This window comes from Puerhibacterium sp. TATVAM-FAB25 (genome assembly GCF_046535855.1).
GTDB lineage: Bacteria > Actinomycetota > Actinomycetes > Actinomycetales > Cellulomonadaceae > Puerhibacterium > Puerhibacterium variabilis_A.
Map to the genome: position 1 here is coordinate 301,240 of NZ_JAXUAK010000001.1, position 15,021 is coordinate 316,260.

Genomic DNA, 15,021 nt, shown 5'->3' on the forward strand with positions numbered 1-15,021 from the left:
ATCGGCGCGGGCGCCCGGTCGGGTGCTCAGGCGGTGCCGGGCGCCCCGGGCAGCAGCGTGGCGAGGTCGTAGCCGACCGGCTCCTCGAGCTGGGCGTAGGTGCACGACGCCGGCTCGCGGTCCGGGCGCCACCGCTTGAACTGCGCGGTGTGCCGGAAGCGGGTGCCCTCCATGTGGTCGTAGCCGACCTCCAGCACCCGCTCGGGCCGCAGCATGGTGAACGACAGGTCCTTGCCGGCGCTCCAGCGCGACTGCGCTCCGGGGCGGCGCTCCCCCGCCGCGCCCTCGGCCACCGCCGGGTCCTGCCAGTCCGACCAGGGGTGGTCGGCCGCCGCGGGCGTCCCGGGCTCGACGACCAGCGGCTGCAGCTCGGCGTGCAGCGCGGCGCGGCGGGCCGTGGGGAACGACGCCGCCACCCCGACGAACTGCAGCTGCCCGTCGTCGTCGTGGATGCCGAGCAGCAGCGAGCCGATGCGCGGCTCGGCGTCGGTCGAGGTCTTGTGCAGGCGGAAGCCCGCCAGCACGACGTCGGCCGTGCGGGCGTGCTTGACCTTGACCATCGCGCGCTTGTCCGGCTGGTACGGCGCGTCGAGCGGCTTGGCCACGACGCCGTCGAGCCCGGCGCCCTCGAACGCGTCGAACCACTCGCGGGCCACCGCCGCGTCGGCGGAGCGCGGCGTCGCGAAGATCCCCGGCCCGTCGAGGCCCAGCTCGTCCAGGGCCGCCAGGCGCTCGCGCAGCGGGCGGCCGGTGAGGTCGTCGTCGCCCACGGCCAGGACGTCGAAGACGACGAGGCTCGCCGTGGTGGTCTGCGCGAGCATCCGCACGCGCGACGCCGCCGGGTGGATGCGCTGCGACAGGGCGTCGAAGTCGAGCCGGGCCGCCGCGCCGTCGGGGCCGGGCCGCGCCACCACGATCTCGCCGTCGACGACGCACCGTGGCGGCAGCTGCGCCAGGACCGCCTCGACGACGTCGGGGAAGTAGCGCTGCATCGGCCGGGCGTTGCGCGAGTCGATGCGCACGTCGTCGCCGTCGCGGTAGACGATCGCGCGGAAGCCGTCCCACTTCGGCTCGTACACCCAGGCGGCCTCGCCGTCGGGCTGGTCGGGCACCGCGGGCACGGACTTGGCCAGCATCGGCAGGATCGGTGGGCTGATCGGCAGCGTCACGGAGCCGATGCTGCCACCTGGCCCGGGCCCCGGCCCGTCGGCGCGCGGGCTCAGGCGGTCGGCAGGTGCGGCGCCTCGGCCGCCTTGGCCCCGGTGATCCGGTAGACGTCGAACACGCCGTCGACCTTGCGCACCGCGCTGAGCACCTGCTGCAGGTGCGCCGGCTCGGCCATCTCGAACACGTAGCGGGACATCGCGATCCGGTCGGACGTCGTCGAGACGCTGGCCGAGAGGATGTTGACGTGGTTGTCGGACAGCACGCGGGTGATGTCGGACAGCAGGCGGGAGCGGTCGAGCGCCTCGACCTGGATCTGCACGAGGAACGTGGCGTTGGCCCCGCTGCTCCACGCGACCTCGACGATGCGCTCGGGCTGGGCGCGCAGGCCCTCGACGTTGGCGCAGTCGGCGCGGTGCACGCTGACGCCGGCGCCGCGGGTGACGAACCCGATGATCTCGTCGCCCGGCACCGGGGTGCAGCACTTGGCGAGCTTGACCCACACGTCCTCGACGCCCTTGACCACCACGCCCGGGTCGCCCGTACGGTGCCGGCGCACCGTGGCGGGCGCGCCCGGCACGGCCACCTCGGCGGTGTCCTCGGCCGTGCCCTCGGCGCCGCCGAGCGACTTCACCAGCAGGTCGACGACGTGCGGGGCCGAGACGTGCCCCTCGCCGACCGCCGCGTACAGCGCGGAGACGTCCGCGTAGCGCAGCTCCGTGGCCAGCCCCACCAGGGCCTCGTGCGACAGGAGGCGCTGGATCGGCAGGTTCTGCTTGCGCATCGCCTTGGTGATGGCGTCCTTGCCCTGCTCGATCGCCTCCTCGCGCCGCTCCTTGGTGAACCACTGGCGGATCTTGTTGCGGGCGCGCGCCGACTTCACGAACGCCAGCCAGTCGTGGCTGGGGCCCGCGCTCTCGGCCTTCGACGTGAGGATGTCGACCACGTCGCCGTTCTGCAGGGTCGAGTCCAGCGGCACGAGCCGGCCGTTGACCCGCGCGCCCATCGTGCGGTGGCCCACCTCGGTGTGCACGGAGTAGGCGAAGTCCACCGGCGTCGCGCCGGCGGGCAGGGCGATGACCTCGCCCTTGGGCGTGAAGACGTAGACCTCCGCCCCGCCGATCTCGTAGCGCAGCGAGTCGAGGAACTCGGTGGGGTCGGCCGTCTCGCGCTGCCAGTCGACGAGCTGGCGCAGCCACGCCATGTCGGTGGCGCGCGGGTCCTCGCCCGGGCGGCCGGAGCGCGCGGACTCCTTGTACTTCCAGTGCGCAGCCACGCCGTACTCCGCGCGCCGGTGCATGTCGTGCGTGCGGATCTGGATCTCGACGGGCTTGCCGCCGGGCCCCACGACCGTCGTGTGCAGCGACTGGTACATGTTGAACTTCGGCATCGCGATGTAGTCCTTGAACCGGCCCGGGACCGGGTTCCACCGCGCGTGCAGGGCGCCGAGCGCCGCGTAGCAGTCGCGCACGGTGTCCACGAGGACGCGCGTGCCCACCAGGTCGTAGATCTCCGCGAAGTCGTGCCCGCGGACGATCATCTTCTGGTAGATCGAGTAGTAGTGCTTGGGCCGGCCCGTGACCGTCGCGCGGATCTTCGAGCTGCGCAGGTCGGCGGTGATCTGCTCGCGCACCACCGACAGGTACTCCTCGCGCGCGGGGGCGCGCTCGGCCACCAGGTGCACGATCTCGTCGTACACCTTGGGGTACAGGGCCTGGAAGGACAGGTCCTCGAGCTCCCACTTGATCGTGTTCATGCCCAGCCGGTGGGCCAGCGGGGCGTAGATCTCGAGGGTCTCGCGGGCCTTGCGCCCGGCCGAGGAGCTCGGCACGTACTTCCAGGTGCGTGCGTTGTGCAGCCGGTCGGCCAGCTTGATGACCAGCACGCGGATGTCCTTGGCCATCGCCACGACCATCTTGCGCACGGTCTCGGCCTGGGCCGCGTCGCCGTACTTCACCTTGTCGAGCTTGGTGACGCCGTCGACCAGCATCGCGATCTCGTCGCCGTACTCGGCGCGCAGCTGCTCGAGCGCGTACTCGGTGTCCTCGACCGTGTCGTGCAGCAGCGCCGCGGCGAGGGTGGCGCCCTCGAAGCCGAGCTCGGCGAGGATCGTCGCCACCGCCACCGGGTGGGTGATGTACGGGTCGCCCGACTTGCGCTGCTGGCCCCGGTGCGCGCGCTCCGCCGTGGCGTACGCGCGCTCGATGACCGACAGGTCCGACTTGGGGTGCGCCGCGCGCACCGCCTGCAGCAGGGGCTCCAGCGCCGGGCTGACGCTCGACCCGCGCACGCCGAGCCGCACCAGCCGGTTGCGCACGCGCACTCCCGTCCCGGACGCCGGCTGCGAGCCGAGCACGCCCGGGGCACGCTGGACCTTCGCGTCCTCGCTCATGCGCGCCTCCTTCACCAGCGGCCGGCCGGTTGACGGGTGGTGGGTGGCAAGTCTACGACTCGCTGTCCCCGCCGACGCGCAGGAGCGTCTCGACCTTCCGGCCGGCGAGCCGGTCGCGGCCCCCGAGGCCGCCCAGCTCGAGGAGGAACGCCAGGGCCACGACCTCGCCGCCGCACCGCTCGACGAGCTCGGCCGCCGCGGCGGCCGTGCCGCCCGTGGCGAGCACGTCGTCGAGCACGAGCACCCGCGCGCCGGGGCGCAGCGTGCCGCTGCGCAGCTCGATCGCGGCGGTGCCGTACTCCAGCTCGTAGTCGGCGCGCTCGACCGGCGGCGGCAGCTTGCCGGCCTTGCGCAGGGGCAGGAACCCCACCCCCAGGCGCAGGGCCAGCGGGGCCCCGAGCAGGAACCCGCGGGCCTCCATGCCGGCCACGACGTCCACGCCGCCGTCGGCCTCCACGAGCCGCGCGAACGCCTCGATCACGTCGGCCAGCGCCGGCCCGTCGGCCAGCATCGGGGTGATGTCGCGGAACACGACGGGCTCGTGCGGGTAGCCCGGCACGTCGCGGATGAGGGCCCGGATCTCGGCCGCCCGCGCGGCCCCGAGGCCGGACAGGGAGACGAGGGCGATGTCGTCGGTCATGCGGTGGTGCTGTCTCTCAGGTCTCTCGGCGCGCCGGGCGGCGCGGTGCGGACGTGCCGGCGCGGGCGCGCCGGCACGCGCGGGTCAGTGCGAGCGCTTGCGCCGCGGCTGCGCCGCGTGGCCCAGGTGCTGGCCGGGGGTGAGCTGGACCGAGCCGGCGCCCGCGGCGGTGAGCTGGGCCGCCTCGGTGCCGGACACCGTCCCCGCGCGCGCCTCGAGCACCTTGGCGGTGTGCGCGGCGATCCTCGGCTCCCGCTCGCGCAGGGCGACGTCGAGCGGCGTCGCCAGGAAGATCGACGACGCGGCACCGACGGCGATGCCGACGAACAGGGACAGGGAGATGTCCCGCAGCGTGCCCGCGCCGAGCACGAGCGCACCGACGAACAGGATGCCCGCCACCGGCAGCAGCGCCACGACCGAGGTGTTGATCGACCGCACGAGCGTCTGGTTGACGGCGAGGTTCGCCCGCTCGGAGTACGTGTTGCGCGTCTGGTCGAGCACGCCGTCGGTGTTCTCGCGCACCTTGTCGAACACGACCATCTTGTCGTAGAGCGAGAAGCCCAGGATGGTCAGGAAGCCGATGATGGTCGAGGGCGTGACCTCCCAGCCGACGAGCGCGTACGCGCCCGCGGAGATGAGCAGGTCGGCCAGCATGGCCACGATCGCGGCGACGGACATGCGCCAGGCGCGGAAGTAGACCGCCATGAACGCCGCGGCGGCGAGCACGAAGACCACCACGCCCCACAGGGCGCGCAGCGACACCCCCGAGCCCCACGTCGGCCCGACGAACGAGTCGGAGACGTCCTCGGCCGCGTCGACGCCGTAGGCGTCGGCGAGCTGCTGGGCGAGCTCGGCGGTCTGCTCCTCGGTCAGCTGCACGGTCTGGATGCGCAGCGCGTTGCTGCCCACGGTCGCCACCCGCGGCTCCTCGCCGGGGACGACCGCCTGCACGGCCTCGACGGCGGGCTCCTGGTCCGTGGTCTGCACGTTGGTCACGTGGACCTCGGTGCCGCCGCGGAAGTCGATGCCCAGCTCCAGGCCCTTGACGGCCAGCACCAGGATCGAGGCGATCGACAGGGCGGCGATCACGGCGAACCAGCGCTTGCGGCGCTGGACGATCGGGTAGGACCGGCGACCGGTGTAGAGGTCGTTGCCCCATGCGGCGAAGTTCAGCCCGGCCATCAGCGGTTCTCCTCGTCCTGGCCGCCGGCGGCCGGCGCGTCCTCGTCCCGGCCGGCGTCTGAGCCGGCGTCCCGGCCGGCGTCTGAGCCGGCGTCTGAGCCGGCGTCAGAGCCGGCGTTCGCCCGGCGCTGCGCGGCACGCCGCTCGGCGATCGTCAGCCGGCGTCCCGACTCGTCCGTCACCGGCGCGGGCGCCGTGCGCGGTGCAGGGGCCGACGGCCGGGGGGCCGGCGTCTCCTGCGCGGCTCCGCGACGGCCGGCGCGGCTGCCGGCGCCGACGAGCGCGGGCTCGTCCTCGGCGGCCGCGTCGGGGTCGACCTCCGCCGCGACGTCCTGCGCCACCGCCTCCGGCATCGCGACGCGCCCGGCGCCGACGTACCGCGGCTTGGCGGCCGAGATCATGAGGCGCTCGCGCGACAGGCCGGACAGCGGGTGGCCGTCGCGGAAGAACCGCATCCTGGCGAGGAGCTCCATCATCGGGTGCGTGAACCACACGACCACGGCCACGTCGATCACCGTGGTGAGGCCGAGGGTGAACGCGAAGCCCTGGACCCCGCCGACGGCGAGGTAGTACAGGACGACCGCGGAGATGAGGTTGACCGCCTTGGCCGCGTAGATCGTGCGGCGGGCGCGCCGCCAGCCACGGTCGACCGCGTACTGCAGGGAGCGGCCGTTGCGCAGCTCGTCGCGGATGCGCTCGAAGTACACGATGAACGAGTCGGCGGTGAAGCCGATGGCCACGATGAGGCCGGCGACGCCCGCGAGCGACAGGCGGTAGCCCATCCCCCAGCTCAGCAGCGCGATGGTCGCGTACGTGATCAGGCCCGCGACGACCAGGGACGCCACGGTGAGCAGGCCGAGCGTGCGGTACTGGAACAGCGAGTACACCACCACGAGCAGCAGGCCGATGAGCCCGGCGATCAGGCCGTTGCGCAGCTGCTCCGAGCCGAGCGTCGCGGAGACCTCCTGCTGGCTCTGCACCTCGAAGGTGATGGGCAGCGCGCCGAAGCTCAGCTGGTTGGCGAGCGTGCCGGCGGTGTCCCGGTTGAAGGTGCCGGTGATCTGCGCCTCGCCGTTGGTGATCGGGCCGTTGGTGATCGACGGCGCCGAGACGACGAGGCCGTCGAGCACGATCGCGAACTGGTTGCGCGGCGACTCCAGCGAGTTCAGGCGCGTGGTGGTGTCCGCGAACTGGCGCGAACCCGTGGAGTCGAAGTCCAGCATGACGCCCCACTCGTTGGTGGTGACGCCGTTCGGGCCGGCGACGAGGCCGGAGGTCGCGTTGGTGATGTGGGTGCCCTCGAGCTCCACCGGGCCCAGGATCCACTTGGTGGAGCCGTCGGTGGAGCAGGTCACCAGCACGGCGTCGGGGTCGTCCCCGCCGCCGCCCTTGAGGTTCTCCGGGTCGGTGCAGTCGAGGTTCTGGAACTGCTCCTGGATCTCCGGGGTGATCTGGGCCAGGTCGCTCGGGTCCGCGGCGGCGGTGCCGGCGTCGCCCGACGGGGACGGGGACGGCGAGGCGGACGGGTCGGCGGCGGCCGGCGCCGGGGCGGGCACGGGCCCGGCGGCGCTCTTGCCCGCGGGGCTGGTGCCGGCGCTCTGCGAGGCGGACGGCGCGGGGCTGGCGGCGGTGCCGGCCTCGGCGGAGGCCGACGGCGCGGGGCTCGCGGCGGCGTCGCCGGAGGCGGACGGCGCGGGCGCCGGCGTGCCGAGGCCGTACGTCAGCACGGGGCGGAAGCGCATCTGCGCGGCCTGGCTCACCAGGTCCACGGTCTCCTGGGAGGGCCGGCCCGGGATCCCGACGACGATGTTGGCCCCGCCCTGGCTGGTGATCTCGGCCTCGGTGACGCCCGAGGAGTCGATGCGCTGGCGGATCACGTTGATCGCCTCGTTCACCGTCTCGTCGGTGACCTGCGACCCGTCGGTGGTGGTCGGCGTCAGGATGATCTGGGTGCCGCCCTCGAGGTCGAGGGCGAGGCCCGGCGTCAGGCTCGCGCCGTCAGGGTTCTCGGTGGTCCGTCCGTCGAGCTGCGCGCCGACGACGAGGCCGGCGATCGGCAGCAGGACGGTCAGGACCATGAAGATCACGAGCGTGCGTACCGGCCGCGATCGCCGCGTGCTGGAGTTGGCCAACGTCAGTCTTCTCTCTGGTGCGCGCCGCCGGTGTGGTCGGCGCGGGATCGTGCCGGCCGGGTGCGCCCGGCCGGCACTGCGTCACGGGTGGGTCACTTGCCCTCGGCGTCGCCGTCGGCCTTGCGCTGCTGGTCGCGGTACTCGCGCTGGGCGGTGTCGAGGCCAGAGAGGTCGTCGGGCACGTCGATGACGTCGGCAGAGGTGGACCCTGCGGGCGCGATGGTACCCGCCGCGGCCGGGGTGCCGGTCGCGGTCTCGGTCGCGGTCTCGGTCTCGACGGCGGTCTCCGCCGGCGCGTCCACGCGCTTGGCGATCGCGGCGCGCAGCCAGCGCGTGCGCGCGCCGGGGGTGGACTCGATCGTGATGATGTCGTTCGCCTCGTCGACCTCGACGATGGTGCCGAACATGCCGGAGCCCGTCATGACCTCCTGGCCGGGCGCGAGCTCGGTGCGGAACGCCTGCGCCTCCCGCTGCTGCTTGCGCTGCCGCGACGTCATGAAGAACATCAGGCCGAGCAGCACGACGATGAGGATGAGGAAGGAGAAGTCCACGGAGAGTCCTTGGTCTGGTGCGGTCGTGTGTGCGTCGGCCCGGGCCCGGCGTACGGCTGGGCGACTCGTCAAGTCTAGGCGCCGACCCTCATCCAACGTCCCCGGCCGCCGGCGGGTTCCCGCTCCCGAGGTCCTCGAACAGGGTGCCGGCCGCCGCGGCGGGCGTCCCCGCGGGCGGCGTCAGGCCCAGGTGGGCCCACGCGGCAGGGGTGGCGACGCGGCCCCGCGGCGTCCGGGCGACGAAGCCCTCGCGCACGAGATACGGCTCGGCCACGGTCTCGACGGTGTCGGCCTCCTCCCCCACGGTCATCGCCAGCGTGGACAGCCCGACCGGGCCGCCCCCGAAGCGGCGGCACAGCGCGTCGAGCACCGAGCGGTCCAGCCGGTCCAGGCCGAGCGGGTCGACCTCGTAGACCTGCAGCGCGGCCTGCGCGGCGTGCAGGTCCATGACCCCGTCACCGCGCACCTGCGCCCAGTCGCGCACGCGGCGCAGCAGCCGGTTGGCGATGCGGGGCGTGCCGCGCGAGCGCCGGGCGATCTCGTGCGCCGCGGCGTGCTTGACGTCCACGCCGAGCAGACCGGCGGACCGCACGATCACGCGCTCGAGGTCGTGCGCGTCGTAGAAGTCGAGGTGGCCCGTGAAGCCGAAGCGGTCGCGCAGCGGCGCGGGCAGCAGGCCCGCCCGTGTCGTGGCGCCGACGACGGTGAACGGCGGCAGCGCGAGCGGGATGGCGCTGGCGCCGGCGCCCTTGCCCACGACGACGTCGACGCGGAAGTCCTCCATCGCCACGTAGAGCAGCTCCTCCGCCGGGCGGGCGAGGCGGTGGATCTCGTCGATGAACAGCACCTCGCCCTCCTCGAGGGAGGACAGCACGGCCGCCAGGTCGCCGGCGTGCTGGATGGCGGGGCCGCTGGTCACGCGCAGGGAGGTGCCCAGCTCGGAGGCGATGATCATCGCCAGGGTCGTCTTGCCGAGCCCGGGCGGGCCGGACAGCAGCACGTGGTCGGGCGGCGCGCCGCGGGCGATCGCCGCCTCGAGCACCAGCGACAGCTGGTCGCGCACCGTCGGCTGGCCGACGAACTCCTCGAGCCGCTTGGGCCGCAGCGCGGCCTCGGCGGCGCGCTCGACGTCGTCGGCCGACGCCGTCACCAGCCGCTCGCTGGTGAACTCCGGCTCCTCGTAGCGGCCCTCAGCCACGGCGGCCGCCCAGCGAGCGCAGGGCCGCGCGCAGGGTCGAGGCGACCTCGGTTTCGGCCACCGCCTCGGCGCCCGCGTCGGCGAGCACCGTCGCGACGGCGTCCTCGGCGACCTTGGCCGTCCAGCCGAGGCCGACGAGCGCCTCGACGACCTGGTCGCGGCGGTCGCCCGGCGCGGCCGCCGCGGGCGCCGCGCCGGTGGGCGCCTCGGACCCGGGCGCGCCGAGCTTCCCGCTCAGCTCGAGCACGATGCGCTGCGCCCCCTTGGCGCCGATGCCGGGCACCCGGGTGAGCGCCTTGACGTCCTCGGTGGCCACGGCGCGGCGCAGGGCGTCCGGGGTGTGCACGGCGAGCATGGCGAGCGCGATCCGCGGGCCGACGCCGGAGACCGACTGCGCGGTCTCGAAGATCTCCCGCTCGGCCGCGTCGGCGAACCCGTAGAGCGTCATGGAGTCCTCGCGCACCACGAGGGTGGTGGCCAGGTGCGCCTCCTGGCCGACCCGCAGGCCGGCGAGCGTGGCGGGCGTGGCGAGCACGAGGTAGCCCACGCCTCCGACGTCGAGCACCGCCCGGTCGAGCGTCACGTGCGAGACCACGCCGGTCAGGGAGGCGATCACTGGGTTCCTTCCGTCGAACACCCGTACGACGGGCGTCACTGTAACAAGCGCCGCCGACGCCTCAGCGCGCGACGCGGCGGGCCCGGCCGCGGGCGGCGTGCTCCGCGGCGGCCCAGGCGCGCTGCGCCGGCGTCAGCTCGTGCCGGTCGCCGCCCTGCAGCGCCCCGGCGGGCCGCCACAGGTGGGTGACGGCGAGGGCGAGGGCGTCGGCGGCGTCGGCCGGCCGCGGCGGCTCGGACAGGCCCAGGATCTGCTGGACCATCCGCTGCACCTGCTCCTTGCCCGCGCGCCCGGAGCCGGTCACGGCGGCCTTGACCTCGCTCGGCGTGTGCAGCGCCACGGGCACCCCGCGCCGGGCGGCGGCCACCATGGCGAGGCCGGCGACCTGGGCGGTGCCCATCACCGTGCCGACGTTGTGCTGGGCGAAGACGCGCTCGACGGCGACGACGTCGGGGACGTGCTCGTCGAACCAGGCGTCCAGCCGCTCGGCGACGTGCAGCAGGCGCAGGTCGGGGCTCGTCTCGGGCTCGGACCGGATCACGCCCACCGCCACGAGCCGCGCGCGCCGCCCGGACAGCGAGTCGATGACCCCGACACCGCAGCGGGTCAGGCCCGGATCGACCCCCAGAACGCGCACACCCTCACCCTCTCACGAGGGCGAGGGTGCGGCGGGGCCGGCGCGCGGCGCGCGTCACTCCTCGTCGAGCGCCGCCATGACCTCGTCGGAGGCGTCGAAGTTGGCGTAGACGTTCTGCACGTCGTCGCTGTCCTCGAGCGCGTCGATGAGGCGCAGGATCTTGCGGGCGCCCTCGACGTCGACCTCGACCTGCATGGAGGGGTGGAAGATCGCGTCGGCCGAGTCGTACTCGATGCCGGCGTCCTGCAGGGCGGTGCGCACCTGCACGAGGTCGGTCGCCTCGCACAGCACCTCGACGGTGTCGCCGGAGTCCGTGACCTCCTCGGCCCCGGCGTCGAGCGCCGCCAGCATGACGTCGTCCTCGGTCACGCCCTCGCCCTTGGGGACCACGACCAGGCCCTTGCGGGAGAAGAGGTAGGACACCGAGCCCGGGTCGGCCAGGGTGCCGCCGTTGCGCGAGAACGCCAGGCGCACCTCGGAGGCGGCGCGGTTCTTGTTGTCGGTGAGGCACTCGACCAGCACGGCGATGCCGTTGGTGCCGTAGCCCTCGTACATGATCGTCTGGTAGTCGGCGCCGCCGGCCTCCGCGCCGGAGCCGCGCTTGACCGCGCGGTCGATGTTGTCGTTCGGCACCGACGACTTCTTCGCCTTCTGGATGGCGTCGAAGAGCGTGGGGTTGCCCGCCGGGTCGCCGCCGCCCGTGCGCGCCGCGACCTCGATGTTCTTGATCAGCTTCGCGAAGAGCTTGCCACGCTTGGCGTCGATCGCCGCCTTCTTGTGCTTGGTCGTGGCCCACTTGGAGTGACCTGACATGCGCTACCTAACTCCTTCGCGAATCTTCGACGAGGCCGGCGAACAGCGCGTGCACGCGGACGTCACCCGTGATCTCGGGGTGGAACGCGGTCGCCAGCAGCCTCCCTTGACGTGCTGCCACGATCTTACCGGCGGCGGCCCCCGCCCCCCTGCCGTCCGCCGTCGTGGCCGGGATCCGGGCCAGCACCTCGACGCCCGGGCCGGCCTCCTCGACCCACGGCGCGCGGATGAACGCCGTCCGCACCGGCCCGCCCGGCACGCCCGCGACGTCGAGGTCGGCCTCGAACGAGTCCACCTGGCGGCCGAAGGCGTTGCGGCGCACGAGCACGTCCATCCCGCCGAGCGTGCGCTGCCCCGCGATGCCGCCCTCGATGCGGTCGGCGAGCAGGATCATCCCGGCGCACGAGCCGTACACGGGCATGCCCTGCGCGATCGCGGCGCGCAGGGGCGCGTCGAGCTCGAACAGCCGCAGCAGCTTGTCGATCGTCGTGGACTCCCCGCCGGGCACGACGACGCCGTCGACGGCCTCCAGCTCGCTGCGGCGTCGCACGGCCACGGCGCGCGCGCCGACCGCCGCGAGCGCCGCCGCGTGCTCGCGGACGTCGCCCTGCAGCGCCAGGACGCCGATCGTCGGGCCGGTGGTGGCGCGCGCGGTCGCGCCGAGGGCCGCGGGCGGGCTCGCGGCGGGGGTCACGGGGACGGTCACGGCCCAGGAGTCTAGGCGCCCCGGCGGGGCAGCGGGTGAAATTCGGGTGATCGCGTGAGACGGACGGACAAGGGCGTGGTCACCGCGGCGAGCGCGTGTCACGATTCCTGGGTCGCAAGACTCGGCGATCCAGGGGGGCGCCACCACCCGTCTGCGGCCCGTCCCCGACGGGCCGTGTCCGGGGGCTCACCCGGCGCCGTGGGCCTCCCAAGGCGAGGGTGAGCGGACGTGGCCGTGGTGACGGCGCGCACGTCCGCGTCGCCACCGCCCGCGCCCCGCGACCCCCGCTCCTGTGCTCTTCGGGCTCCGCTCGCGGGCCCGTGCCTCGCCTGCCGCCTCCGCGGAGGAAGGAGGAGCGCCATGGACGACGCTCCGTCGACGACCCCCGGACCGAGGACGGTCGCGTAGCCGGGTCCTCGACCCGTCCGCGTCCCGGCCCTCGGCCGCCGACCGCCCCCACCCCGCGAAGGTCGTCGGGCGTCCCGTGACGCCGGCGACCGCAGCCGCAGCGGCTGCCGCTGCTCCCCCGCACGTCCGCCAGGGCTGCCGCCTGCGCCGACGCCGCCGTCGCGGCTCCCGGCGCGGCCCCCTCGCCCCTCCGCGAGCGCCAGCCTGCGTCCCACGAGCTGTACCGAAGGCGAGCCGCACCGTGGTCAAAGACTCACAGCGACCCCCGTCCCCGTCCGTCCCCGTGTTCTACGACCCGCGCGGCAGGCGCGAGCGGTGGGTCGTCGCCAGCATCGTCCTGGCCGTCCTGGCCGCCGGGCTCCTCGCGCTCGTCATCACGCCGCGCGTGATGGCGCCGATCTGGCCAGCCTCCGAGAACGCCTCGCCGTCCTACCCGGAACGGCTCCTCGCGACCGGCGACGAGCGCGACATCCCGCTCCTGAGCAAGGACGGCGGCTACGTCTTCCAGCGGATGGCGCTCGTCGAGCGCACGGGCTCCGGGGTGCTCCTCAAGGACCCCTTCAGCACCGAGGTCTTCCGCGAGGCCACCCCCGAGGAGGTCGAGCTGATCGGGGACAGCCCGTACGTGCTCGAGTCCTACGGCAAGCCCGGGCCCCGGCAGCTCGTGCTCACCTTCGACGACGGCCCGGACCCGCAGTCGACGCCCGCCATCCTCGACCTGCTGTCCCGCGAGGGCGTGCCGGCCACCTTCTTCCCGATCGGGTCGAACATCGACCAGTACCCGCAGCTGGTGGACCGGGAGGTCCGCGAGGGGCACATGGTGGGCAACCACACCATGACCCACATCGACTTCTACGCCAACGACGCGGGCCGCAACCGCTTCGAGCTGATCGGCACCGACCGCCTCGTCCGGGCGGTCGCGGGGTACCAGACGCGGCTCTTCCGCATCCCCGAGGGCGACCCGTACAACAACCCGCGCGCGGTGCTCCAGGCCCAGCAGCTCGGCTACCTGCACGTCGACTACGACCTCGACACGCTGGACTGGAGCTACGCGCCGGGCGAGGAGATCCCGACCCCGGAGCTCGACGGCGAGGGGCACGTCGTGCTGCTGCACGACGGCGGCGGCGACCGGGCGCAGACCGTGGCCATGCTCGAGCGGCTGATCCGCGACGCGAAGGCCCAGGGGTACGAGTTCACGACCCTCGCCCCGCTGCTCGACGCCGACAGCATGCCGAAGAAGAAGATCCCGCCGGACACCGCGGACTACGCCACCCTCGTCGCGGCCTCGAGCGTCCTGGTCGTCCCCAAGAACGTCGGCACGTGGCTGTTCTGGACGGGGATCATCTCGCTCACGGCGATGTCGCTCCTGTACGTCGTGCTGGCCCTTATGGAACGCTCCCGGCAGCGCCGGACGTGGGCCACGATGCCCCCGGTGCGCGACCTGCCGACCGTCAGCGTGGTGCTGCCCGTCTTCAACGAGGAACGGGTGATCACCAGGACGCTGGACGCCCTGCGGGCCAGCGACTACCCCGGGCTCGAGGTCATCGCGGTCGACGACGGGTCCACCGACGGCACGCTGGCGCTGATGCGCGAGTACGCCCGGAGCTGGCCCAGCCTGCGGGTGCTGACCCAGGAGAACGGGGGCAAGTCGCGGGCCAGCAACAACGGCATCGCCCATGCCCGCGGCGAGGTGGTGGTCACCCTCGACGGCGACACCCTCTTCGAGCCCCACACGATCCGGATGCTCGCGCGCCACTTCGTCGACACCGGGCGTGGCAAGCCGGTGGGCGCCGTCGCCGGCCTGGTGAAGGTCGGCAACCGGTGCAACCTGCTGACCGCCTGGCAGAGCCTGGAGTACATCTCCGGGATCTGCGTCACCCGGATGGCCGAGGGGTTCGTCGGCGCGATCGCGATCGCGCCCGGGGCCTGCGCCGCCTGGCGGCGCGACCTGCTGCTGCGCATCGGCGGCTACTCCCACGACACGCAGGCGGAGGACGCCGACCTGACCCTGTCGGTCCAGGCCCTGGGGTACGCCGTGGTGCAGGACAACGACGCGGTGGCGTGGACCGAGGCGCCCACGCGGCTGCACGCCCTGGCCAAGCAGCGGCTGCGCTGGACCTACGGCAACATCCAGGCCCTGTACAAGCACCGGGACATGCTGTTCCGGCCGCGCTACGGGGCGCTCGGGATGGTCACGCTGCCGTACGCCCTGATGTCGGTCCTGGTACCGCTGGTGTTCATGCCGTTCGTCGTCGTGGTGGCGGTCACCAGCATCATCGGGGGCAACTGGGAGAGCGTGGCCCTGTTCGCCGCGGCGGTGGCGCTCATCCACCTCGTCATCTCGGCGGTGGCTGTCGGGCTCGTGCACGAGCGCCCCTGGCACCTGCTCGTCGTCCCGGTCTACCGCCTCATCTACGAGCCGCTGCGGGCGTACGTCCTGTACGGGTCGCTGGTGCGGATCGTGCGGGGCAAGATCGTCGGCTGGTACCGCCCCGAGCGCACAGGCACGGTGGCCACGCCGGCACCCCTGCAGCTGGCCGAGACGGTGTGACCCGGCGTCCGGCCCGTCCTCGGGCCGGACG

Annotated in this window: 12 protein-coding genes; 1 reads left to right on the forward strand and 11 read right to left on the reverse strand. The window is 73.8% G+C overall.

Annotated features, from left to right (window positions below; all coding sequences use genetic code 11):
* Nucleotides 1-26 precede the first annotated feature (26 nt).
* The 11 genes from U5M74_RS01425 to pdxT form a co-directional block, all read right to left on the reverse strand.
* Entirely contained in the window at nt 27-1,169 is a 1,143-nt protein-coding gene (locus tag U5M74_RS01425) for an ATP-dependent DNA ligase (RefSeq protein WP_410905452.1), read from the reverse strand.
* 50 nt (nt 1,170-1,219) lie between these two features.
* Nucleotides 1,220-3,556, reverse strand: a complete 2,337-nt coding sequence (locus U5M74_RS01430; RefSeq protein ID WP_410905453.1) for a RelA/SpoT family protein — start codon at nt 3,554-3,556, stop codon at nt 1,220-1,222.
* Between the two features lie 52 nt (nt 3,557-3,608).
* Entirely contained in the window at nt 3,609-4,196 is a 588-nt protein-coding gene (locus tag U5M74_RS01435; RefSeq protein ID WP_410905455.1) for an adenine phosphoribosyltransferase, read from the reverse strand.
* Nucleotides 4,197-4,280: 84 nt separating this feature from the next.
* Nucleotides 4,281-5,378, reverse strand: coding sequence for a protein translocase subunit SecF (gene secF / locus U5M74_RS01440; protein WP_410905457.1), 1,098 nt, complete (start codon nt 5,376-5,378; stop codon nt 4,281-4,283).
* The gene (gene secD, locus U5M74_RS01445; protein WP_410905458.1) at nt 5,378-7,456 is read right to left on the reverse strand and encodes a protein translocase subunit SecD; all 2,079 of its coding nucleotides are present in this window, start codon (nt 7,454-7,456) and stop codon (nt 5,378-5,380) included. Before secD ends, secF begins: the two co-directional genes overlap by 1 nt.
* Before the next feature lie 146 nt (nt 7,457-7,602).
* Nucleotides 7,603-8,061 carry a preprotein translocase subunit YajC gene (gene yajC / locus U5M74_RS01450; RefSeq protein WP_410905460.1) on the reverse strand — a complete coding sequence of 153 codons (459 nt, stop codon included), beginning with the start codon at nt 8,059-8,061 and terminating at the stop codon, nt 7,603-7,605.
* An 88-nt stretch (nt 8,062-8,149) separates the two neighbouring features.
* Complete coding sequence (ruvB, locus tag U5M74_RS01455; protein ID WP_410905462.1) at nt 8,150-9,259, reverse strand: Holliday junction branch migration DNA helicase RuvB; 1,110 nt, start codon at nt 9,257-9,259, stop codon at nt 8,150-8,152.
* Complete coding sequence (gene ruvA, locus U5M74_RS01460; protein ID WP_410905463.1) at nt 9,252-9,875, reverse strand: Holliday junction branch migration protein RuvA; 624 nt, start codon at nt 9,873-9,875, stop codon at nt 9,252-9,254. Before ruvA ends, ruvB begins: the two co-directional genes overlap by 8 nt.
* A 61-nt stretch (nt 9,876-9,936) precedes the next feature.
* Nucleotides 9,937-10,512, reverse strand: a complete 576-nt coding sequence (gene ruvC, locus U5M74_RS01465; RefSeq protein WP_410905465.1) for a crossover junction endodeoxyribonuclease RuvC — start codon at nt 10,510-10,512, stop codon at nt 9,937-9,939.
* Nucleotides 10,513-10,566: 54 nt separating this feature from the next.
* The gene (locus U5M74_RS01470) at nt 10,567-11,325 is read right to left on the reverse strand and encodes a YebC/PmpR family DNA-binding transcriptional regulator (protein WP_069984812.1); all 759 of its coding nucleotides are present in this window, start codon (nt 11,323-11,325) and stop codon (nt 10,567-10,569) included.
* 7 nt (nt 11,326-11,332) lie between these two features.
* The gene (pdxT, locus tag U5M74_RS01475; protein WP_410905776.1) at nt 11,333-11,953 is read right to left on the reverse strand and encodes a pyridoxal 5'-phosphate synthase glutaminase subunit PdxT; all 621 of its coding nucleotides are present in this window, start codon (nt 11,951-11,953) and stop codon (nt 11,333-11,335) included.
* Nucleotides 11,954-12,722: 769 nt separating this feature from the next.
* Between pdxT and U5M74_RS01480 the strand changes: the two genes are divergently transcribed.
* Nucleotides 12,723-14,990 carry a bifunctional polysaccharide deacetylase/glycosyltransferase family 2 protein gene (locus U5M74_RS01480; protein ID WP_410905466.1) on the forward strand — a complete coding sequence of 756 codons (2,268 nt, stop codon included), beginning with the start codon at nt 12,723-12,725 and terminating at the stop codon, nt 14,988-14,990.
* The last annotated feature ends 31 nt before the right edge of the window (nt 14,991-15,021 follow it).